This is a genomic window from Actinomadura madurae (assembly GCF_047130825.1).
GTDB classification, from domain to species: domain Bacteria; phylum Actinomycetota; class Actinomycetes; order Streptosporangiales; family Streptosporangiaceae; genus Spirillospora; species Spirillospora madurae.
In genome coordinates this window covers 3,871,905-3,891,245 of record NZ_CP083237.1, presented here as the reverse complement: position 1 = coordinate 3,891,245, position 19,341 = coordinate 3,871,905, and the positions used below count along the sequence as shown (strand labels likewise).

The 19,341-nt window shown below is 65.7% G+C and carries 20 protein-coding genes and 1 pseudogene; 15 read left to right on the top strand and 6 right to left on the bottom strand.

Annotated features, from left to right (window positions below):
- Nucleotides 1-18 precede the first annotated feature (18 nt).
- Complete coding sequence (locus tag K8Z49_RS17550) at nucleotides 19-1,155, top strand: amidohydrolase family protein (RefSeq protein WP_021591936.1); 1,137 nt, start codon at nucleotides 19-21, stop codon at nucleotides 1,153-1,155.
- 10 nt (nucleotides 1,156-1,165) lie between these two features.
- Nucleotides 1,166-1,432: a hypothetical protein gene (locus K8Z49_RS17545; RefSeq protein WP_021591935.1), complete on the top strand. Its 267-nt coding sequence runs from the start codon at nucleotides 1,166-1,168 to the stop codon at nucleotides 1,430-1,432.
- 43 nt (nucleotides 1,433-1,475) lie between these two features.
- Here the strand turns inward: K8Z49_RS17545 and K8Z49_RS17540 are convergent, their stop codons facing one another.
- The 3 genes from K8Z49_RS17540 to K8Z49_RS17530 all read right to left on the bottom strand — a co-directional run bounded on the left by K8Z49_RS17540 (nucleotide 1,476) and on the right by K8Z49_RS17530 (nucleotide 6,051).
- Complete coding sequence (locus K8Z49_RS17540; RefSeq protein WP_412519770.1) at nucleotides 1,476-3,827, bottom strand: arylsulfatase; 2,352 nt, start codon at nucleotides 3,825-3,827, stop codon at nucleotides 1,476-1,478.
- Between the two features lie 3 nt (nucleotides 3,828-3,830).
- Nucleotides 3,831-4,937 (bottom strand): LLM class flavin-dependent oxidoreductase, encoded by a 1,107-nt coding sequence (locus tag K8Z49_RS17535; protein WP_075023094.1) that lies wholly within the window; start codon nucleotides 4,935-4,937, stop codon nucleotides 3,831-3,833.
- Nucleotides 4,938-5,121: 184 nt separating this feature from the next.
- Nucleotides 5,122-6,051 carry a LysR family transcriptional regulator gene (locus K8Z49_RS17530; RefSeq protein ID WP_412519768.1) on the bottom strand — a complete coding sequence of 310 codons (930 nt, stop codon included), beginning with the start codon at nucleotides 6,049-6,051 and terminating at the stop codon, nucleotides 5,122-5,124.
- 409 nt (nucleotides 6,052-6,460) lie between these two features.
- On the opposite strand from K8Z49_RS17530, the gene K8Z49_RS17525 reads away from it, so the two are divergent.
- Entirely contained in the window at nucleotides 6,461-7,966 is a 1,506-nt protein-coding gene (locus tag K8Z49_RS17525) for an MFS transporter (protein WP_081842167.1), read from the top strand.
- A gap of 64 nt (nucleotides 7,967-8,030) precedes the next feature.
- Complete coding sequence (locus K8Z49_RS17520) at nucleotides 8,031-8,501, top strand: flavin reductase family protein (protein WP_033329899.1); 471 nt, start codon at nucleotides 8,031-8,033, stop codon at nucleotides 8,499-8,501.
- Here K8Z49_RS17520 and K8Z49_RS17515 read toward each other — a convergent pair.
- From K8Z49_RS17515 to K8Z49_RS17505, 3 genes and pseudogenes are all read right to left on the bottom strand, one after another.
- Nucleotides 8,429-8,873: pseudogene (locus K8Z49_RS17515) on the bottom strand (SDR family NAD(P)-dependent oxidoreductase). The gene K8Z49_RS17520 and the pseudogene K8Z49_RS17515 overlap by 73 nt on opposite strands.
- Nucleotides 8,874-8,891: 18 nt before the next feature.
- Nucleotides 8,892-9,215 carry a hypothetical protein gene (locus K8Z49_RS17510; protein WP_412519765.1) on the bottom strand — a complete coding sequence of 108 codons (324 nt, stop codon included), beginning with the start codon at nucleotides 9,213-9,215 and terminating at the stop codon, nucleotides 8,892-8,894.
- A gap of 27 nt (nucleotides 9,216-9,242) precedes the next feature.
- The gene (locus K8Z49_RS17505; RefSeq protein ID WP_412519763.1) at nucleotides 9,243-9,950 is read right to left on the bottom strand and encodes a TetR/AcrR family transcriptional regulator; all 708 of its coding nucleotides are present in this window, start codon (nucleotides 9,948-9,950) and stop codon (nucleotides 9,243-9,245) included.
- Between the two features lie 86 nt (nucleotides 9,951-10,036).
- Here K8Z49_RS17505 and K8Z49_RS17500 point away from each other — a divergent pair, with 86 nt between their 5' ends.
- The 11 genes from K8Z49_RS17500 to K8Z49_RS17450 all read left to right on the top strand — a co-directional run bounded on the left by K8Z49_RS17500 (nucleotide 10,037) and on the right by K8Z49_RS17450 (nucleotide 19,259).
- Nucleotides 10,037-10,939 carry an aldo/keto reductase gene (locus tag K8Z49_RS17500; protein ID WP_021591927.1) on the top strand — a complete coding sequence of 301 codons (903 nt, stop codon included), beginning with the start codon at nucleotides 10,037-10,039 and terminating at the stop codon, nucleotides 10,937-10,939.
- A 328-nt stretch (nucleotides 10,940-11,267) separates the two neighbouring features.
- Nucleotides 11,268-11,624 carry a thioesterase family protein gene (locus tag K8Z49_RS17495; protein WP_412519761.1) on the top strand — a complete coding sequence of 119 codons (357 nt, stop codon included), beginning with the start codon at nucleotides 11,268-11,270 and terminating at the stop codon, nucleotides 11,622-11,624.
- Between the two features lie 277 nt (nucleotides 11,625-11,901).
- Nucleotides 11,902-12,609 carry an HAD family hydrolase gene (locus tag K8Z49_RS17490; protein WP_412521093.1) on the top strand — a complete coding sequence of 236 codons (708 nt, stop codon included), beginning with the start codon at nucleotides 11,902-11,904 and terminating at the stop codon, nucleotides 12,607-12,609.
- Nucleotides 12,606-12,782, top strand: a complete 177-nt coding sequence (locus tag K8Z49_RS17485) for a hypothetical protein (protein WP_161790949.1) — start codon at nucleotides 12,606-12,608, stop codon at nucleotides 12,780-12,782. Before K8Z49_RS17490 ends, K8Z49_RS17485 begins: the two co-directional genes overlap by 4 nt.
- Nucleotides 12,783-12,878: 96 nt before the next feature.
- On the top strand, nucleotides 12,879-13,622 hold the full coding sequence (locus K8Z49_RS17480) for an amino acid ABC transporter ATP-binding protein (RefSeq protein ID WP_412521091.1): 744 nt from the start codon (nucleotides 12,879-12,881) through the stop codon (nucleotides 13,620-13,622).
- Nucleotides 13,619-14,272, top strand: a complete 654-nt coding sequence (locus K8Z49_RS17475) for an amino acid ABC transporter permease (RefSeq protein ID WP_024934048.1) — start codon at nucleotides 13,619-13,621, stop codon at nucleotides 14,270-14,272. The genes K8Z49_RS17480 and K8Z49_RS17475 overlap by 4 nt, the downstream gene beginning before the upstream one ends.
- A complete protein-coding gene (locus K8Z49_RS17470; protein WP_412519758.1) occupies nucleotides 14,269-14,919 on the top strand; it encodes an amino acid ABC transporter permease in 651 nt (216 codons plus the stop codon). Before K8Z49_RS17475 ends, K8Z49_RS17470 begins: the two co-directional genes overlap by 4 nt.
- A gap of 32 nt (nucleotides 14,920-14,951) precedes the next feature.
- Nucleotides 14,952-15,803 (top strand): substrate-binding periplasmic protein, encoded by an 852-nt coding sequence (locus K8Z49_RS17465; protein ID WP_412519756.1) that lies wholly within the window; start codon nucleotides 14,952-14,954, stop codon nucleotides 15,801-15,803.
- Between the two features lie 167 nt (nucleotides 15,804-15,970).
- Entirely contained in the window at nucleotides 15,971-16,615 is a 645-nt protein-coding gene (locus K8Z49_RS17460) for a GntR family transcriptional regulator (RefSeq protein ID WP_024934047.1), read from the top strand.
- 240 nt (nucleotides 16,616-16,855) lie between these two features.
- Nucleotides 16,856-18,409 carry a class I adenylate-forming enzyme family protein gene (locus K8Z49_RS17455; RefSeq protein ID WP_152563770.1) on the top strand — a complete coding sequence of 518 codons (1,554 nt, stop codon included), beginning with the start codon at nucleotides 16,856-16,858 and terminating at the stop codon, nucleotides 18,407-18,409.
- 55 nt (nucleotides 18,410-18,464) lie between these two features.
- Nucleotides 18,465-19,259: an enoyl-CoA hydratase/isomerase family protein gene (locus tag K8Z49_RS17450; protein ID WP_412519753.1), complete on the top strand. Its 795-nt coding sequence runs from the start codon at nucleotides 18,465-18,467 to the stop codon at nucleotides 19,257-19,259.
- Nucleotides 19,260-19,341: the final 82 nt, after the last annotated feature.

Sequence of the window (19,341 nt, the reverse complement as noted above, 5' to 3'; positions counted from 1 at the left end):
TACCAGGGAGGAAGGATCATGGCGATCCCCAAGAAGATCTGGGCGAATTCCGGTGACTCGCATTTCCTCGAGCCGCCGGACCTGTTCGAGGAGCGGCTGCCGAAGGCGCTCGCGGACCGGATGCCCAGGAGCCAGAAGTTCGACGGCTACGAGATCATCACCGTCGACGGGCAGCAGTTCAAGCGGAACATGCCCAAGCCCGGCAGCTCGGGCGACACGATAAGTGACATGGTCGCGAAGCGCGCGCCGGGGGCGAACGACCCGGTCCTGCGGCTGCGGGACCTCGACGAGGAAGGCATCTGGGCCGAGGTCACCTTCCCCTCGATCGGCATCTGGGCGAGCTCGATCAAGAGCCGGGACCTGCTGGCCGCGGGTGTGCGGGCGCTCAACGACTGGGCCAAGGAGTACATCATGGCCGCGTCACCGCGGCTGGTGCCCACGGCCTCGATCTCGCTGCTCGACGTCGAGGACGCGGTGGCCGAGGTGCGCCGCGCCGCGGACCTCGGGTTCCGGGCGGTGTTCCTGCCGACCGCGGTGCCGCCGGGCCAGAAGCCGTACCACTACATCGACTACTGGAACCCGTTGTGGACCGCGCTCGAGGAGACCAACCAGGTCCTCGCGTTCCACATCGGCACCGAGCCGGTGGACGCCGACAAGGGCTTCGGTCAGGTTTTCCGCGGACCCGGCGGCGCGGTGCTGAACTACACGCAGACCACGTGGGGCGGTCAGGTCGCCACCATGCAGATGATCGCTTCCGGGGCGCTGGAGCGGCATCCGGACCTGCGGATCCTGGTGTCGGAGGGGGGCGCGACGTGGGGCCCGTTCCTTGGTGACCGGATGAACGAGGGCTACCGTCAGCACGGGATGTTCGTGCGGCCGCAGTTGTCGAAGCCACCGAAGCAGTACCTGTACGAGCAGGTCTACGCGTCGTTCCAGCACGACGAGACCGCGGTGGGCGCGATGCAGTACATGGGGTGGAACAACGTGATGTGGGGCAGTGACTACCCGCATCTCGAGGGCACCTACGGGCACACGCAGAAGACGCTGCACGAGCTGTTCGACGACGCGCCCGAAGCGGTGCGTCGGCGGATCACCGTCGGCGCCTTCCAGGACCTCTTCCCCGAGGTCGGCGAACCGCCCGCCGACGAGTACTGAGGCCGGTGCGATGCGGGAGATCGAAGAGGAAGAAGAGGTCCTCGGCACCCCGTCGTTCGAGGTCCTGGTCGTCGACGGCGAGCCGATCGTCAGCGGCTCGTACTACATGGCGCCGCCGCTCTACATGCGGAAGGCGGAGTGGGACCCGGCCGAGCCGGGCAGGCTGACCGTCTTCGCATCGGACGACACGGTCTGGTACGCGACGGATGTTCCCCGGCAGGGGCGCGTCAACGTCGTGCTGGTACCGGTTGAACCGCACCCCTCGATGGCGCGGTGAGCGCACTGCTCCCGGCCACCTCGCGGTGGCCGGGAGCAGTCTCTCATTCGTGACGGAGGGCCTGGGCGAAGCCGGTCGACGCCTGGGCCTTCGGGCGTGCTGGTGGCTCGTCGGGTACCTCGAGTACGACGGTGTGCACGAGTCCGGTGAACACGAAGGGCGGCGTGTAGTCGTCGCACACGGGGAATCCCTGGTCCCGGCCCACGAGCAGGCCGGGGTGGCCCATCTGCCAGAACCACGGGAGGTCCTCGGCGATCCGGCCGTCGCCGCTGGACTTGTCGTCGACGTGGAGTACCACCGTTCCGCCGGATCCCTTCACCTGACGGTAGTCGACGGACAGGGTGTGATCACCGGCGCTGAGGACGACCTCGGCCGGGAAGCGGTACAGGCGACCGAACAACTTGACCACGAAGACCGGCCGGCCGTCGAGGACATACCAGGACCACCCCTGGTTCCAGTCCGCGAACGCGGCCAGGATGCCGTTCGCGGACTCGCCGGCGGTCACGGTGGCGGTAAGGGTGAATCCGAACCTCAGCGGCGGTAGGACGAATTCCGACACCGGGGAACCTCCCGGCCGGAACACCCATCGTCGCGGCGGCTGTTGTGGGGCCCGCCTGCGGTTGCGCCTGAAGAGCCACCCGTCGTCGAGCGGGAGGACGTTGTTGCGGCCGGCTTCGGTCCACCACATGTTGACCAGCCGTGTGACGATCTCGGGGTGCTGGGCGGAGAGGTCGTTGTTCTCCGCGAAGTCGCTGTTGAGGTCGAACAGAGCCCAGTGGTCCGTGTCGTAGGACGGGCTGCCGGGGATCAGCTGGTTCTCCAGCGGAGGTGTGGGTCCCACATGGTTGGTGGTGACCTTCCAGCCGTCGCAGTACATCGCACGCGATCCGACCATCTCGAAGTACTGAGCCGTGCGGGCACTGGGCGTTTCCCGTGCCGAGAAGGACTCTCGGAAGCTGGTGCCGTCGAGGTCCATCTGGGTCACCCCGTTGATCTCCGCCGGGGGAGTGATGCCGGCGATGTCGAGAACCGTCGGCATGACGTCGATGACGTGGCAGAACTGGTCGCGCACCGTGCCCGGTTCCGAGATGCCGTTCGGCCAGTGCGCGATGAGTGAGGTCCGGGTCCCGCCCAGCCAGGTGAACTTCTTCCACAGCCGGAAAGGGGTGTTCCCCGCCCAGGCCCAGCCCCACGCGTAGTGGTTGTAGGACTTGAACCCGCCGAGTTCATCGATCTGTTCGAGAGTCTCCTGCTCGTCGCGCTCGTGGTCGCCGGCGACCTGGTGGTAGTTGTTCGATCCGAAGAGGCCGCCCTCGGGGCTCGCGCCGTTGTCCGACATGACGAAGATCAGCGTGTCGTCGAGGATGTCGAGCTCGGCCAGGAACCGCGTCAGGCGGCCGATCTGCTCGTCCGTGTGGCTCAGGAACGCGGCGTAGACCTCCATGCTCCGCGCGCACAGCCGCCGCTCCTGGGGCGACATCTCCTCCCACGGCGTCACCCATTCGGGCCGGGGGCTCGGTTCCGCGCCGGCGGGCATGATGCCGAGTTCCTTCTGCCGCTCGACGAGCCTTTCGCGCCAGACGTCCCACCCCTCGTCGAACTGTCCCCGGTACCGGTCGATCCATTCCTGCGGAGCATGGTGCGGCGCGTGCATGGCGCCCAGGGCGTAGTACATGAAGAATGGCTTGTCGGTACCGGTCTGCTGCTGGTCCTGGATGAGCCGGATGGCTTTGTCGGTCAGGTCCTCGGTCAGGTGGTAACCCTCTTCGGGCCCCTTCGGGGGTGCTACGGGACCGTTGTCGCTGACGAGGTCCGGGGCCCAGTGATTGGTCTCGGCCCCGAGGAACCCGTAGAACCGTTCGAATCCCATTCCGAGTGGCCAGCGATCGAAGGGTCCGCGGGCGCTGCGTTCCCACCGGGGGGTGAGGTGCCATTTCCCGACCGCCATGGTGTTGTACCGGTTGTTCCGCAGCACCTGCGCGAGGGTCCCCGCGGAGGTGGGGATGTGCGCGGAATAACCCGGACTGGTCTGCGGGCTCTCGGTGAGCTGTCCCATGCCCACCCGATGATGGTTGCGACCGGTCAGCAGGGATGCACGGGTCGGTGAACACAGACCCGTCACATGAAAGCGGTTGTAGCGCGCACCCCCTTCGGCGAGCGCGTCCACGTTGGGCGTCGAGATATCGGAGCCGAAGCATCCGAACTGGCCGTAGCCCAGATCGTCGAAAAGAATGATGACCACATTTGGCTGAGATTTTGGCACGCGAAACTCCCGGTTTGTCGCTATGGCTTCATGCCGAGTATTCAAGGATGTGGGCAGCGAATCGGCTACCCGACTGACAGTGGAATTCGTCTCACCCTGAGCCGCTGCCGCGATCCGGCCCGGGTAAGGCATCGATCAGGAAGTCGGTTCCTTGCCTGCCGCCTCCGCGATCGCCACGAACACGTCGAGGTTCTCCACCGGCGGCGTCGATCCGAGCTGCGGGCCGTAACGTACGATCAGCCCGGTGAGGCCGCAGTCCAGCCATGGTCCGACCCGCTTGCGAATGCGCTCGACCGGGCCGACCAGCCAGCCGTCGTCGATGTACTCGTCCGGGACGGCGTCCAGAGCCTGCTGCCACAGCGGGTCGGGCAGGAGGTTCAGCCCCTGCTGCACGCGTGCTTCGGCGTCGGCGGCGGTCACGTTGCCCATGATGTCGGCGAGCCGGTCCGCGAGGTCGGCGTAACCACGCGCCTCCATGTTCGCGCGCTGCATGCTTGACCAGGTGACGACGTACTCCTTGAACGGCCGCATGGCCGCTTGCACGTCGTCGTCGACCAGGACGTCGACGTGGGACCAGATCTTGAAGTCGTCGAAGCCCTTGCCGCCGCCGGCCTTGTCGAAGCCCCGCCGCAGAATCGGCCGGTAGGCGTCCATCATTCCGGGGGCGAATCCCGGAGGCATCCACCCGTCGCCGATCTCGGCGGCCAGCTCGATCATTCTCGGATAGGACGCGCCGATGCAGATCGGGATGTCGCCCATGGGCTGGAGCCCGATCGGCGCCGGGGCGATCCCCTGATGGCCGGGACCACGGTAGGGCGCCGCCCACTCGCTGCCCTGGTGCTCGATGGTTTGACCGGCGAAGACCTGACGCAGGATGGTGACGTAGTCGCGCATACGCGGGACCGTGCGGCCCCACTTACGGCCGTGGAAACCCTCGGCCGCCTGCGGGGAACCGCTGCCGAGTCCGGCGATCACGCGGTTGCCCCCGCTGATGTGGTTGAGCGTCTGGTAGGCCATCCCGGCGAGCACGGGCGGGCGCCCGGTCACCTCCGTGATGCGCGTCCCGAGCTTGAGTCGTTTGGTGCGGCCGGCGATGTAGCCCAACGGGACGATGCCTTCGTTGCCGTATCCCTCGGCGGTGAAGACGGCGTCGTATCCGACCTTCTCCGAGAGGAGCAGGCGTTCCATCGGGATCGTGCAGATGGGGTCCTGCCATCGAAGCTCCGTGGCGAGTTCAATCATCTTACTGATCCTCCACGGCGGTGCGGGGTGGCGAACCGTTCAGACAGTACGCGAAAACCGCATTTTCGTCGAGAGAAGTGGCTGGCTGGGCGATGTCTCGTGCGATGACCGGGTCGCGCGTGGACGATGTTCTCGGCTGTGCCGTCCCTGGAACGGCAGTCCGAGATCACGATCTCGGACTGCCCTACTGGGCTTCTTCTTCGCTGCGGAGCGCGGCGGAGATGGTGTCGACGAGGACCGTCGAGACCTTCGCCGCGACCGGCGACATGCCATGCTCGCTGGAGTAGATCAACGCGTAGGTGACCGGTCTGGGCGTGGTGAGCGTGTCGAGGTTCAGCGCGACGACTCCGAGGTCGATGCGGTATCTGCTGAAGATGGAGCTGCTGACGAGGATGGCGTCGGTGGTCCGGACGAGGTCGGTGAGCAGGTCGTAGTCGTCGATCTCGATCGTGGGGCGCTGGATGCCCAGGCTGACGACGTCGGTCTCGGAAAGGGTGTCACGGACGAACGTCGCGGCCACCAGCGGGTATGCCGCGATGTCATCGCGAGTCGGTGTGATCTTGAGCAGCGGATGCCCCTCGCGGACGATGAGCTGGAGCCGGGACGTGACGGCGATGGGTTCGACGGTCAGCTCGGAAGAGGTCATGAAGGTGTCCGAGTCCTGCGGTACCCCGCCGATGTAGAAGTCGATCTCGCCGGACCTGAGCAGATTTCGCAGCGCGCTGTTGGAGCCGACCCGGATCCGCACGCGGATGTCGGTGGCACTCTCGAGCAACAGGGGGAGCGCGCCCGGCAGAAATGTGAAGGCGGAGGCCGGGCCGATGCCGAAGCTGATGGTGGCTCCGTGACCTGCCGCGAGCCTCTGGATGTCTTCCTCTAGGGCCTGCGCGTGCCTGAGTAGCCGCTCCGCCTGGGAGATGAAGCGGACGCCGTCGGGGGTCAGCCGGGTACCGGACTTGTCGCGTTCGAACAGGGTCAGGCCGTACTGGCGTTCGAGTGACTGGATGCTGCGGGTCAGTGCCGGCTGGGAGAGGGGGATGGCCTGGGCGGCGGCAGTGTAGCTTCCGGCAGCGGCTACCGCCACCGCGTGGCGGAGCTTCGACAGGTCGATCATGGTGAGCGTTCCCGGGATCGAAAGGTTGATGCGTTCGATGCATAGTAACGGCGTCGAGATGCATTAGACAAAAGGTCGCGCTCCGCTTCTGATGGTGTTGTGCACGTTGGGTTGAGCGTGTGCCGTCCGAGCCAGAAACCGAGGAGGGCGATGGACCACCGCGACTCGGTCGAGCCGACCTTAACGAGCCACTGAAGACAGCCAGTTCAGTAGGTAACGCCGTCGGCGGCGCGGACAAGGGCGTAGGTGTTCGGAGAGGAACCCGTCAGGACAGGGCGGTTCTCCGGGGGGCCCCTTTTCGTCAAGCCGAATCCGTGCACGCCTGCCAGGGGGAACGGTCCGCTGAATTCAAGTGAGCCGTGAAAATGTCCAACGCTCCCACTGACGCTGCCTGAAGGGAAGGCGCTCGATGTCCACCCCTGAAATAGAGCGACCGCGTCGCGACGAAAAGTCGCCCGCACGGAGTGCCGAAGATCCGCCGATGGCCGCCGCGCCGCCGCGGTCCACCGCGCATTATGTATTCATCCTGGTCATCGTTCTGCTCATGGCCGAGACCACGACCTATGGGGCAACGGCGTTCGTCACCGTGCTGCCGCACATGATCCCTCCGTTCACCCCGGCCCAGCTGCCCTGGGTCTTCAGCGTCACCCTGCTCGTCGCGGCGGCCATCCAGCCGCTGATGGGGAAGCTGGCGGACGTCTTCGGCCGCAAGCGGATCCTGATGGTGGTCGCGGTGGTGTTCATCGTCGGCTCACTGGTGGGGGCGTTGACCACATCGTTCGCCCTGATCATGGTGGCCCGGGTGCTCCAGGCGTCCGCGGTGGCCCTGCCCGGCGTCATCTACTCCTTCTTCCGCGAGTACATGCCGCCCAGGATGGTTCCCGTCGCGGTCGGCATGGGCTCGACGGCCACCGGTGTCGCGATCCTCGCCTCGCCCCTGCTCGCGGGAGCGTTGCTGAGCGTCGGCGACTATCACGGGATCTTCTGGTTCTGCGCCGTCTACATGCTCGTCTTCGGCTCCCTGGTCGCGATCTTCGTTCCCTCCACACGTCCTACCGGCGAGCGTTCGAGCCTGCGGCAGGTCGATCTCAAGGGTTCGCTGCTGTTGACACTCGGTGCCCTGTCGCTCCTGATCGGCATCACCCAGGGCGGTTCGAAGGGCTGGGGCTCGACGGCCGCACTGCTCCCGATCGTGATAGCCGTGGTCCTTCTAGCGGGATTCCTCTTCACCGAATCACGCGTGCGGGAACCCATGATTCCGCTGCAACTGCTGCGAACGTCCGGGCTCAGCCGTGCGATGGTCCTCGCGTTCCTCGGTCAGGTGCCGTTGCTGTGGACCTACATGGTTTCACAGATGCTGCAAACGAAGAGCACACCCGGAGCGAGCTATGCATTCGGCCTCTCCGCTTCCGAGGTCGGCGTGGTCATTCTCGGCTGGGGACTCCTGAGCATGGTGTTCGGTCCACTGAGTGGCTATCTCACTCGCCGGATCTCCCCTCGCAAGGTCATGATCATGTGCCTGGGAGTCAGCTCGACCACCTCCCTGCTGACCGCGTTCTTCCATGATCGGTTGTGGTACTTCGCCGTTTTCGCGATCATCGGCGGAATCGCGGGCGGCAGCTACTACGGCGGGCTGAACAACCTCATCATCGAGTCGGTGCCCGGGAAAATGACCGGCGTGGCAACAGGTTTCGGTGCTTTCTGCTCCGCTTTCACGTCGTCCGCGATTCCGGTCATCATGGGCGCCCTCCTCTCTTCGCACGTGCTGACCCACACCGGCCATAAGCCGGTCTATACGGACGCGGGCTACACCATCGTGTTCCTGCTGTTCGCCGCGTGCGCACTGGTCGGTCTCGTGATCGCGGTCCGGATGCGCTACGGCCGCGCTCTGGCCACCGGCGGAGCCGCCCACTGACCCGGATCATCGTCGGGGTCAGGTGCCCCGCAGGCCAAGCGGATCCGGGAGGAATCTTCGGAGGATGGATGCCATGAGCCAGTTGCGAGAGATCATGCGGCACGTGCCGTCCAGCGTCGTGGTCATCACCGCCATGCATGATGGTGCCCCGACCGGCATGACCGTCGGATCGTTCACGTCAGCGTCGCTGGATCCGCCTCTGGTGTCCTTCTTCGCGGGCAAGTCCTCCACGACGTGGCCGTTCATCGAGGTGGCCGGGCGGTTCTGCGTGAACGTGCTGTCTGCGCGTCAGCCGCACGTCGCCGCATCGTTCGCCTCCCAGGGCGCCGACCGGTTCGACGGGCGGACCTGGAGCCTCAGCCCGCTGGGATCTCCGCTGCTGGAAGGTGTCCTGGCCTGGCTGGACTGTGAGCTGTACGCGGTCCATGAGGTAGGTGACCACATCGCGGTGACGGGCCTGGTTCACGGCGCGCATGCACTCGGCGACGCCAAGCCGCTGGTCTTCTTCCGCGGCGAACTGGCGCCTCTGAACTGAGGCCCTTCGTTTGTGACCCATGGCCCGCTGCGCAACGCACATTGCGCAGCGGGCCATGCCGAGATGTTGACGATCCTGCCCTGGCCCTGCGCGGTCATGTGCGGGGCGACGGCTCGGGCGCATCTCAGGTAGCCCAGCACCTTTGTGTCGAAGTCCCGCTGCACCTCGCCGTCGGTCAGGTCGGCGAGGGTCGGGGGCGCGGAGGCGAACGATGGCTGGGCGGCCGCGTTCACCAGGACGTCGACGCCGTTCGTCTCGGGCGCCGAGCGCTACCCTTGCCCCCTCCACCAGGAGGCGGTGGGCTACGGCGAGCCCGATTCCGCGCGAGCCCCCTGTCACGATCGCACGCGCACCGCTCAGACGCAGATCCATGGGTGTCCTCTCGTATCGCTAGCGTTGGAACCGCGGCGTGGTTCTGATGGACGTCGTTGTCGAGGTGATGGCCGAGTCGTTCGCGTCGCGCAGGGATGTCAGGATTCGCTCGACCGCCGCCGGTGCGTTCTCCGTGCATTTGTCGACGAGGCCACGTGCGGCTGCCTCGTGGCCGTTCCAGCGCTCCCCTCCGTACAGGAGCAGACCGGCCGGTCCAGAACCCACGACCTCCACTTCGCCGAAGCGTGCCGCCATGCCCTCCAGCGCCTCCGGGCGCGGCCGGTCCCGCGGCGGCCGGGCGCTCAGCCGCGGCGGTGACCAGGCGGAGTCCTCCACCTCCACGCCGAGTGGTGGACCCGACCGTTCGGGTCAGTGGGCGAGCTGGTGGAGCCAATCACGGAGGAGAGCGGTTTCGGTCGGGCGTAGCGGGAGGTTGAGCTGGTCCGCGGAGGCGAGGGTGGCATCAAGGGCGAGGGCGCGGGCGGCGAGGGCGGGGTCTGCGGCGGCCGCCTGGGGCGGGTCGGTGATGAGGGAGTCGATCAGGGTGTCACGCACTCTGACGGAGATCTGAGGATTGCGGTCCTCTGCGGGAGCGCCGAGCAGCGACAGGGTGACGCCGCTGACGGCGGCCAGGCTGAGGTGGGCGGCGAGGGCGGCCGGGACTCGAAGGCGCCCCGCGGCGGCCACGCGGTCGAGGAATCTCAGCAGGAGCTCGTTGGCCTTGTCGGCGGCGGGTGGACGGCGGCCGGGACGGTCGGTGCCGAACATCAGCAGGTAGAAGGCGGGGTGGCGCAGGCCGAAGTCGACGTGCATGTCCCAGCCGCGGCGCATGTCGTGGACCGGGTCGTCGGTGTGCGCCAGCGTGTGCTTCTCAGCCAGGTAGAGGTCGAAGGCGTGGACGGCCAGGGCCGAGAGGAGGCCGTCCTTGTCGCCGAAGTGCTGGTAGAGGGAAGCGGCGCGGATGCCCGCCGCCGCGGCAACCGACCGGGTGGAGACGGCCTGGGCACCCTCCCGTTCCAGGATGCCGGCCGCCACCTCGATGATGTGCCGCCGAGTTCGGGTCTTCGCGTCGTCCACGTTGCAATGTTACGGCATTCCATGTATCACTGAGTCGATCAGTGATACGTACTTTTGCGGATCAGTGAGACACCGAGGAGAAGCCAGTGAACCGTGTCGGATACGGCGCCATGCAGCTCGCCGGGCCGAACGTCTGGGGACCGCCGGAGGATCCCGAGTTGGCGCGGCGGGTGCTGCGCCTGGCGGTCGAGTTAGGAGTCACGTTCTTCGACAGCGCGAACGCCTACGGGCCGCGCATGGTGAACCGCCTGATCGGGGAGGCGCTGCGGCCGTTCCCGGAGGGGGTGATCGTCGGCAACAAGGTAGGCGCCGGGCGTGGCCCGGGTAAGTCGTGGATCATCACGAACCACCCGGACACGGTCCGTCGGCAGGTGCACGAGGCACTGGCCGACCTGGGGACGGAGACAAGCGAGCTGACGTACCTGCGGCTCGCCGGAGACACTCCGGGAGCGCACAACGATGTGCCTCTGGAGGAATCGCTCGGAGTGCTCGTCGAGCTGCGCGACCAGGGGCTCATCCGCCGCATCGGTCTGTCCGGCGCGTCACCGCAGATGCTGGCCCGCGCGCAGACGATGACACCGATAGCGGCCGTGCAGAACCGCTTCAACCTCCTGGACCGCAGTGGCGTCGAGGTCCTCGCCGACTGCGAGTCTCAGGGCATCATGTTCGTCCCCTATACCCCGCTGGCCTCCGGGCAGCTCACCAGCTACGACGAGCTGACAGGCCCGGCGGAGCGCCTCGGCGCAACGCCGACCCAGGTCGCGCTGGCCTGGCTGCTGCGCCGTTCGGCGGCCATGGTCGTCATCCCCGGTACGACCGATCCCGGTCACCTACGCTCCAACATCGCCGCGTCCGAGGTCGCCGCGAACCTGACCGATGCTGAGGTGGCCCGCCTGACCGGCCTGGTGGACGAGTCGAAGGCCGTCATCGACCAGCCGCCCCAGCCCACGCTCGATGCTCTCCGAGCAGCGACGGAAAGCCGCCACTGAGAGCCCCTCGACAGCGGTGTTCATCCGCTGTACTGGGAGGAGGCGCACTCGCACACGCGTACATGGTGACGCTCTCCGGTCGGCCGGCGTCTCGGCCGGAGCCGGTCCGCAGGCAGCGGTCTGCACGCGAGTCCCCGCCCCGTCACCACGGCCCCCGCGGAGGGTGCGGGCGGGCCGGCTTCCTGGCCGCACAGCGATGGCGGACGCATCGCCATTCACCTCCTGGTAGGCGCATGCCGCGTTGACCAGGCAAGTCTCCAGGCGGACGAGCCTTGACGGCGAACGTGGCTTGTGACACATTGCTCTTGTGTCAACATATTCGACAGTGATGAAGACGGTAGCGCCGGCCGATACCGCGGCAGCGTGGGGCGACGAGTTCCCGCCCGCCGCCTCCACACCCTTCGTGCTCGGGATGGCCGAGCTCGCCTGCCACCGGATTCTGGCGCCGGAGCTGTCACCCGACGAGTTGACCGTCGGCGCCGGGGTCGAACTGAGCCACGACCGACCCAGTCCGGTCGGCATCACGCTGACCGCACGGGCGAGACTCGTCGATCGGCAGGGCCGCCGAGCGACTTTCGAAGTCGAGGTCAGCGACGGCCAACACGTCGTCGCGACCATTCGCCATCGCCGTGTGGTCGTCCCCCGTGCCGCGATCGAGGCCGCCCTGCACTCGGCCGACGGCTGACCGCCTGCCCCAGCCTGGAAGGTATCGACGTGTCTGGCATCAGAACCGCCAATGCCGTGCTCGAACGAGTGCTGGAGACCTGGGCACGGTTCGCCGGCCACCGCGGGCCCGGCTTCCTCGTCGGCGATGAGCCAGGACTCCCGCGACCCTCGCACCCGACGACACCGGCCCCATCCGGGCCCGGCGTGCCGTCACAGGCTCGCCGAGCGCGGCGAACCGAACTCACCTCCGGCCGCGAGACCGCGGCTCCCGCTACTGAGAAGGCAGGTGCGTGACCATGTCAGAGCGCTGGCTCACGTTCGATTGCTACGGCACGATGATCGACTGGCGCACCGGGATGACCGAGGCGCTGGAAAGCGTCGCGCCCGGACGGTCGGCCGACCTCATCGACGCCTACTTCCGGTTCGAACCGCAGGTGGAAGCCGAAGGTCCGTTCCGCGACTACGACGCGGTGCTGACCGAGGGCCTGCGCCGTGCCGCCTACAGCATCGACGTCTCGCTGGCCAACGACCAGTTCGACGTTCTGGCCGCCACCCTGCCGACATGGCAGGCGTTCCCCGACAGCATCGCCGCGCTGCGACGGCTGCGGGACACCGGTTACAAGTTGGGCATTCTGACCAACACCAGCATCGAGATGATTCGCGGGACGCTCGCCGGTCCGCTGCCCGTTCCGTTCGACGAGGTCATCACCGCCGAGGAAGTGCGCAGCTACAAGCCCGGGGACGGCCATTTCGATGAATTCCTGGCCCGCCATGCTCCCGGTCCTCGCGACTGGATTCATATCGGTAACAGCGTCTGGCATGACTGCGAACCAGCGCACAAGCGCGGATATCGCACCGTGTTCGTGCACCGCTCGGACGCCCCGGAGAACAACGAGTGGTTCGATATCGCTGACCGTTCGGACAGCATGAAGCATGGGGGCTGCCCCACGCTGGTCGTGCCCGATCTCGCCGGGCTGCCGGCCGCACTTCAAGAGCTGCCATGACCGAAGTGCTCACCTGGTCCAACGAGCGCGTCCACGCGCTGGAACTCGACCATCCGCGTCGTCGCGACACGCTACGGCGGCACCCGGCCGGGGCTGCAAATGATCGGGCCGGCTCGTACCCGATCGGCGCCACGCAGAACTCGTGCCATCACGGTGCCCACTCGACGACATAGAGATGGAAGGAGCGGATCGTGCTTATTCGGCAGTTCACCGGTCGCCAAGGGACGAATGTGAGTGAGAAGACCAGCCCCAGTCCCGAGTTCCGGGCTGTGATCGAACTCGAAGACGTCGAGAAGTGCTTCGGAGACCATGTGGTTCTCAAGAACGTCTCGATCTCCGTGGACTCCGGTCAAGTATTCGCGCTGATCGGTCCCAGTGGAGCCGGCAAAAGCACACTGCTGCGGTGCATAAATCTGCTGGAGCGCCCGACCTCGGGCACCATCAGGGTCGACGGGGTGACCGTTCACGTCGACCACGCCATCAGAGCAAAAGAGCTGACCGCGCTGCGGTCCCGGGTCGGGATGGTCTTCCAATCATTCAACCTGTTCCCGCACATGACCGCGCTGCGCAACGTTGCGCTTCCGCAGCAGCGCGTGCTGGGACGCAGCAGGGCCGAAGCCGAGGAACGAGCCAACGCCCTCCTGAAGCGAGTTGGGCTGGCCGACAAGGCGACGCAGTACCCCGGCCGATGCTCCGGCGGGCAGCAGCAGCGCATCGCGATCGCGCGGGCCCTGGCCCTGGAGCCCAAGGCCATGCTCTTTGACGAGCCCACATCGGCCCTCGACCCCGAACTCGGACTCGAGGTGCTCAGCGTCATGCGTGAATTGGCCGACGACGGCATGACCATGATCGTGGTCACCCACGAGATGCAGTTCGCTCGCGATGTCAGTGACCATTTGGTCGTCATGAGCGATGGGGCGATCATCGAGGACGGTGAGCCGCACCAGGTCTTCTCCTCTCCGCGCAGGGCCCGCACTCGCGAGTTCCTTCGGGCCGTTCTGGACCGGCAATGACCGGTGGTGTCTGGGAAGCGGTGGCCCAAGGAATCGTTGCGACGATTCAGCTGACGGTGCTGGGCTTCGCCATTGGCGCAGTCCTTGGAATCCCGTTGCTAGTACTCCGCGTCGCTCCCTTTTGGGCTCTTCGTGCGACCGCGCGCGCCTTCATCGAAGTCTCGCGTGGCGTTCCTCTTCTCATATGGCTGTTTCTGATCTACAACGGCACAACCCAGTTCGACCCCGCTCTGGGCGCGGTATTCACACCTTCCCGGTCGGCGATACTTGCCATCGGCCTAGTGTCGGCCGCCTACATGGCGGAAATCTACCGAGGATCGCTCAGGGCCATCAACCAAGGACAGTTCGAGGCGAGTCGGGCACTGGGCATGTCCCAACTCGACACCGCATCACGCATTGTCGGCCCGCAGATGATCAGAGTGGCGATACCGGCATCCGCCTCGTACGCCATCGGGCTGCTCAAGGATTCCTCGCTCGCGTCCACGATCGGGGTCTTCGAAATGACCTACTATGCCAGCACCGCGTCGAGCAACACCAGTTCCGTCACCCCGTTCTTTGTCGCGGGCGCATACTACGTCGCCCTGACCTTCCCTTCAGCGTGGGCGGCTCGGCGGCTCGAGTGGCGAATGCGGAGGAGGGTCGCCTGGTGAGCGGCATCTGGAACGATTGGCTTACCTACCACGACCGGCTTCTCTCCGGCCTTTGGACGAGCGTGCGCCTCACGTTCATGGCGCTGTCGCTGGGTCTCCCGGCGGGCCTCATGCTCGCCGTCGGCGCCTCATCTCGGCACCGCATTCTCCGTTCAGGAGTGATCCTGCTCATCGAGGTCGGCCGGGGAACACCAGCGCTGGTCGTGCTGCAAATCGTCTACAACGGCATACCTGTGACGCTCACGGCGTTCATCTGCGCCTACATCGCTCTGTCTCTGACGACCGCCGCCTACACCAGTGAAATCCTTCGCGGGGGCATCCAGGCGGTGCCCAGCGGTGAAATCGAGGCCGGCCATGCACTGGGTATGAGCCGGTTCCACGTACTGCGAGACGTGGTGATACCACAGGGTGTCCGCATTGCCATCCCCCCGCTCATGAGTTTTTGCATCCTGGTATTCCAGGCCACCTCACTCGCCTTCATCATCGCCGTTCCGGAGTTGACGTCCCAGGCGAAGTCGATTGCGAACAACACCTTCCACTACCTCAACCTCTTCCTGATCGCGGGCGCCCTCTACGCGGTGATCACGATCTCGGCGAGCGTGCTGACGGAGCGAGTCGAGAAGGCTCTACGCCATCCTGCACGGTGATCAGAGCCCTCCAATGAAAGGCGGTACATGACATGGGCGGAAAGACGGCATTCGCCATGGGGGCGATACTCGCGGCCGCGACGCTCGGTGCGTGCGGGATCGGTTCGGCGAACGAAGCTGGACCCAAAGCGGGCTGCACGCCCTCCCACTCCGGCCTGAAGACGGTGAGGCCGGGCGCACTCACGGTCGCGACATACAATTTCCCGCCATTTCTGCAGGTCCAGGGCTCGACAGTCTCCGGTGTCGAGGGAGACATCCTCGAAAAGATCGCCGACCTGGAGTGCCTGACCCTCGCTTCGCAGCCTCTCGATACGGGTTCGGTGATTCCGGCGACTCAGAACGGCCGTACCGATGTGTCGGCCGGGGACTGGTACTGCACCGGGGCAAGGGCGAAGGTCCTCTCCCTGGCCGGTCCGGTTTACGGCGACCAGATCGTGATCGTATCCAGCGATGGCGCCACCACATTCGACGACCTCAAGGGGCGATCAGTCGGCACCGTGGACGGCTATCTTTGGAACAAAGAGCTGGCGGAGATCTACGGGTCGAGCCTGAAGGTGTATCCGAACCCGACGGCAGTGTACAGCGACCTCGAGGTCGGTCGGCTCGACGCGGCGATCGATTCGATCGGTACCGCCTCATACGCCAAGAAGCAAAACGGAGAATCATGGCATATCGAGCGCCCTGAGCCGGATCCGCGGGTGGCGTCGAGTCAGGTTCCGGGGCAGGTTTGCTTTCCGATGTCCAGAAGCAATCCAAACCTGTTCAAGGCCGTTTCGGAGGATATTGTCGAGCTCCGTCGGAACGGAGGCATCGCCCAGGTGCTCACGAAGTACGGGCTGGATCCCGCGGCCGCCGACCCGGGGCCCCTTCGCCTGATCGGCTGAGAGGTCCGGGCGCAACCTTCGGGTCGGGCCGACACTGTCACCTGACCATGAGAGACGGCGCATGACTCGACGCACGTGACCACGACGAGAAGAGATGCAACGGCGATGTTGATACAATCCAGACAGGGAGCGACCTCGATCGAACTACGGGAAGGCGGGAGCGACCGGTGACAGACCAGTTGGGTCGAGTGTCGACGGTGGATGCGCTGGTTTCCGCGATTCGCCAGCGCGTACTCTCTGGTGAGTTTCCGCCGGGTAGCAAGCTGCAAGAAGTGCCGCTGTCAGAGAGTTATGGTGTGGGGCGCTACTCATTGCGCGGTGCGCTGAGGGTACTCACCGACGAAGGTCTGTTGCGTTATGAACAGAACCGGGGCGTATTCGTACCCTCGCTGGCCCGTGACGATGTCGCGGATCTCTACAGGCTCCGGGCCGCCCTTGAGATCGAGGCAGCACGATTGGCCATGAGCCGCGGTGCCTCGTTCGCCGACGCGGAGGGGATGGTCCAGCAGCTGGAATCCATGGACGGCCGGGAACCGTGGGCCGAGGCGATCGCAGTAGACCTGGGCTTTCATTGCGAAGTCGTTCGTGCAGCGGGGAGCCCCCGCATCTTGCGGGCGTTCACCGCAATGTCATCGGAGCTTCGGCTCGCTCTGGCGGGAAGTCGTGAACACTATAAAGATCCCAAGCGAATCGGCCGAGAGCATCGGGAAATTCTGGACGCATTGATCAGCGGTGACAGCGCTGCGGCAGAAGGAGCCCTCCGGTACCACCTTGAGGACGCCGTCGTCGAACTGCTTACTTTGTTCGACTAGACCGTCACGTGCCGTCCGGCCTCGGGGCACGGCCCGACGTTCCGTCGTATGTCACCCTGGTTTGCCGGCGGAAGCATGCGCGCGTCACCTCCTGTGCATTCTGATGTGAGCGTCGGTCGGGTTGTTAGGTCAATGCGTCTGGTTAGAGGAGTTCTCAACAATGCCTTGACCTCCGTCGCGTTTCATGTCACGTTGATATTGTATCAATCTTAATCGCCCGGACGTCGAGTGGAGCGAGCCTTGACTCTTCACGATCTTCAACGCATCACCGACTATGCCGCACACTGGGCAAGAGTCGATGCTGACCAGGAGATGCTGACCCACGCCGAGATCCGGCTGACGAGAGGTCAGGTAGAAGAGCAGTCGGCGGCGCTTGCCCGCGCATTTCTTGCGGCAGGAGTACGACGCGGCGATCGCGTCGCGGTACTCGGCAACCCGCGGCCGGAGTTCTATGTGTCGTTCCTCGCCGCGGCGAGGATTGGAGCCATCTGGCAAGGTCTCAACCCGAAGTACACGGGAGGCGAACTCGACCACGTCGTCTCCGATTCCGGGCCGTGTGTCCTCATGGGCCTCTCCGACGGCTACCGCGACACGCTTGAGTCGCTTCGCGATCGGCTTGGTCTGGGGAGCCAGGTCGTCACCGCGGGCGAATCCTGGGTTGCCTTCCTTCGAGCCGGCGAGACCGTTACGGCCGACGAGCTGGGGCGTGCGGAAGCGGCGGTGGAAAGCGGCGATCCGGCCGTACTCGTCTACACATCCGGTACATCAGGCCGGCCGAAGGGTGCGCTGCTGTCCCATCGTGGTCTGGTCAAGTGCTGCGTGATCCAGGCGGACCGATGGTACGACGAACGTCCTCGCATGCTGTGTGACCTGCCGATCAACCACATCGGTTGCCTTGGAGACATCTGCTCCTCGGTAGTCGTGGCAGGCGGCGTGGTTCACTTCATGGAGAGATACGCCCGCAGCGGCGTGCTGGAGGCGATCGCGCGTGAGCGGATCGAATACTGGCTGGCCATCCCGACCCAGTTCCTACTGGCGGTCGGCACACCCGAATGGGCCAAGGTAGATCTGTCGAGTCTCAAACGCGCTATTTGGGGCGGCGCAGCAGCACCCCGAGAACTGATCCTGGAACTGCAGAAGCGAGTGCCCGTCGTCTGTACCAGCTACGGAATGACGGAGACCGTTGGCTCAGTCATCTACACCGACGACGATGACGACATCGAAGCCCTGGCCAATACCGTCGGGCGGCCTGATCCACGCTACGATGTCCGCGTGGCCCGCTCCGATGGCACTCGGTGTGATATCGGTGAAGAAGGCGAGATCCACGTGCGCGGCGATTTCATTATGTTGGGCTACCTGAATCGCCCGGACGCGACCGCTGAGGCAATCGACTCAGATGGCTGGCTGCACACCGGCGATGTCGGCCTGGTAGACGAAGACGGTCGCGTGCGGTTGGCGGGTCGGCTTACCGACATGTTCAAGTCGGGCGGGTACAACGTCTATCCGCGCGAGATCGAACTCGCCCTGGAGGAGCATCCTCGGGTCTTGGCGGCGGCCGTGATCGGTACTCCGGACGAGCTGTACTCGGAGGTCGGCGTCGCCTTTGTCATCCCTCATGATGACAAGGGTCCGACCGGAGATGAACTGCGGACCTTTCTACGCACTCGGCTGGCGAACTACAAGATCCCCAAACGTTTCGACGTGCGCAGGGAACTACCCCGGCTCGCGATCGGCAAGGTCGACAAGCGAGCGCTGCGAGACATTGCCTCGCGCCAAGCCGCCGGTGAGATGTGACGGAGAAGCCACGATCGACGTAGCCGACGGCCCAGCCCCACACTCGAGGAGCTTCATGAGTCAGGCAAACACCGACGCGACCGGGCGCGACGAACTCGTTGTCACCGGGGCCCAGGAGAATCCCGTCGTCGTTCTGCGGCTCAACCGCCCGCACCGCCTCAACGCGCTCAACACGAACCTGGTCGACGCTCTCGAATCGGCGCTGACGCAGGCGGCCCAAGACGGCCGCAGGGCGATTATCCTCACCGGCACCGGACGCGCATTCTCCGCGGGGTTCGATCTCAAGGAACAACGCGACGACGACGGTGTGCATCAGATCGAGGCTCAGCAGCGCCTGGGTGAGATCCTGACCGCGCTGCCCGTTCCGGTGATCGCCGCGATCAACGGACTGGCCGTGGGCGGAGGCTGTGAGATCGCGCTCGCATGCGATTTCGTGCTGGCGACCAGCAACGCGAGCTTCAGCCTGCCCGAGGTCCGCGTCGGCACGGCGATGGGCGGAGGCTCCTCGTTTCTCCTGGCCCGCGCGGTCGGGCGCCTTCGGGCCTCGCAGGTCGTGCTCCTCGGCGAGCAGATCACCGCTGAGGAGGCTCACGCCATCGGACTCGTGAGCCGGATGGTCGATCCCGATCACCTCATGACGGCGGCAGAGGAATTGGCTGCCAAGCTTGCCGCACGCCCGCCCCACGCGGTCGCCACCGTTAAGGCCGCGTTGTTCCGGGGCCTCAACCAGACGTTTCCCGAAGCCCTCAGAGCCGAGGTCGAAGAGGTCCACGCGACACAGTTCCATCCCGACTCGGCGGCGATCATCGAACGCTTCCGGCAGGACTCCACCTACGGCGAGCGCACCTGACGCCGGCGAGCGGGCTTCCTCGGTTGCCGGCCCGGTGATGGCGGGATCGTTCAGGACGTCTTGGGACGGCTTGGTGGTTCGG

Bases quoted from the DNA above. Each gene is read 5' to 3' on its own strand.
- K8Z49_RS17525 (WP_081842167.1), top strand. From the start codon at position 6,461: ATGTCCACCCCTGAAATAGAGCGACCGCGTCGCGACGAAAAGTCGCCC.
- K8Z49_RS17485 (WP_161790949.1), top strand. From the start codon at position 12,606: ATGACCGAAGTGCTCACCTGGTCCAACGAGCGCGTCCACGCGCTGGAA.
- K8Z49_RS17550 (WP_021591936.1), top strand. From the start codon at position 19: ATGGCGATCCCCAAGAAGATCTGGGCGAATTCCGGTGACTCGCATTTC.
- K8Z49_RS17545 (WP_021591935.1), top strand. From the start codon at position 1,166: ATGCGGGAGATCGAAGAGGAAGAAGAGGTCCTCGGCACCCCGTCGTTC.
- K8Z49_RS17490 (WP_412521093.1), top strand. From the start codon at position 11,902: ATGTCAGAGCGCTGGCTCACGTTCGATTGCTACGGCACGATGATCGAC.
- K8Z49_RS17530 (WP_412519768.1), bottom strand. From the start codon at position 6,051: ATGATCGACCTGTCGAAGCTCCGCCACGCGGTGGCGGTAGCCGCTGCC.
- K8Z49_RS17535 (WP_075023094.1), bottom strand. From the start codon at position 4,937: ATGATTGAACTCGCCACGGAGCTTCGATGGCAGGACCCCATCTGCACG.
- K8Z49_RS17540 (WP_412519770.1), bottom strand. From the start codon at position 3,827: ATGCCTTACCCGGGCCGGATCGCGGCAGCGGCTCAGGGTGAGACGAAT.
- K8Z49_RS17520 (WP_033329899.1), top strand. From the start codon at position 8,031: ATGGATGCCATGAGCCAGTTGCGAGAGATCATGCGGCACGTGCCGTCC.
- K8Z49_RS17475 (WP_024934048.1), top strand. From the start codon at position 13,619: ATGACCGGTGGTGTCTGGGAAGCGGTGGCCCAAGGAATCGTTGCGACG.
- K8Z49_RS17450 (WP_412519753.1), top strand. From the start codon at position 18,465: ATGAGTCAGGCAAACACCGACGCGACCGGGCGCGACGAACTCGTTGTC.
- K8Z49_RS17495 (WP_412519761.1), top strand. From the start codon at position 11,268: ATGAAGACGGTAGCGCCGGCCGATACCGCGGCAGCGTGGGGCGACGAG.
- K8Z49_RS17465 (WP_412519756.1), top strand. From the start codon at position 14,952: ATGGGCGGAAAGACGGCATTCGCCATGGGGGCGATACTCGCGGCCGCG.